Annotated in this window: 1 protein-coding gene; it reads right to left on the bottom strand. The window is 38.1% G+C overall.

Annotated elements, in window-relative coordinates; translation table 11 throughout:
* Positions 1-65: 65 nt before the first annotated feature.
* Positions 66-538, bottom strand: a 473-nt coding sequence (locus ACWHAR_RS31325; RefSeq protein ID WP_452088961.1) for an FMN-binding negative transcriptional regulator, incomplete at its 5' end; no start/stop codon positions are given.

Here is a 538-nt window from a genome sequence, read left to right as displayed (position 1 = left end):
AAACGCCAAGTCAGCGGTTCTCCGCTTGAGTTGGCGTTTTCTGCTACTTCTTCAGCAAAGTAAGCTTATAATTGCTTTTTGAATTTATTTTCCATCAGTTCTGCCATTTGTTTTGCATTTGGATTTTCTTCATTTTGCAACTGTTCAATGATGTTCATATAATCCGTTTCATTTCGGTTCTGGCTTAATTTATATGCCGCTTGAATGTCTTCCACCTTAATCTTAAATCCAACGATACCTTTCAATTCACGTTCTAAGAGTTTTGGAGAAAGCTTATCCCATAAAACAGGATTGTCACGATGTTTTTCGTATTTCTCCAGCATGATTGTTAATTCTTCTTCTAATTCATTTTTCTCTAACATACTTGCTTTTCCATACATGTGGACAGCCTGATAATTCCACGTCGGAACATTTTCGCGCGAATACCAGGAAGAAGAAATATAAGCGTGCGGTCCCTGAAACATCACAAGCACATCTTCACAGACTTCAAACGTTCTCCACTGAGGATTTCCATAAGCGAAATGCCCCGTAATATAGT

The organism is Bacillus sp. LR--39, assembly GCF_053613335.1.
Note: the sequence above shows the minus strand (reverse complement) of the source record. Positions and strands in the feature narration are given on the sequence as shown.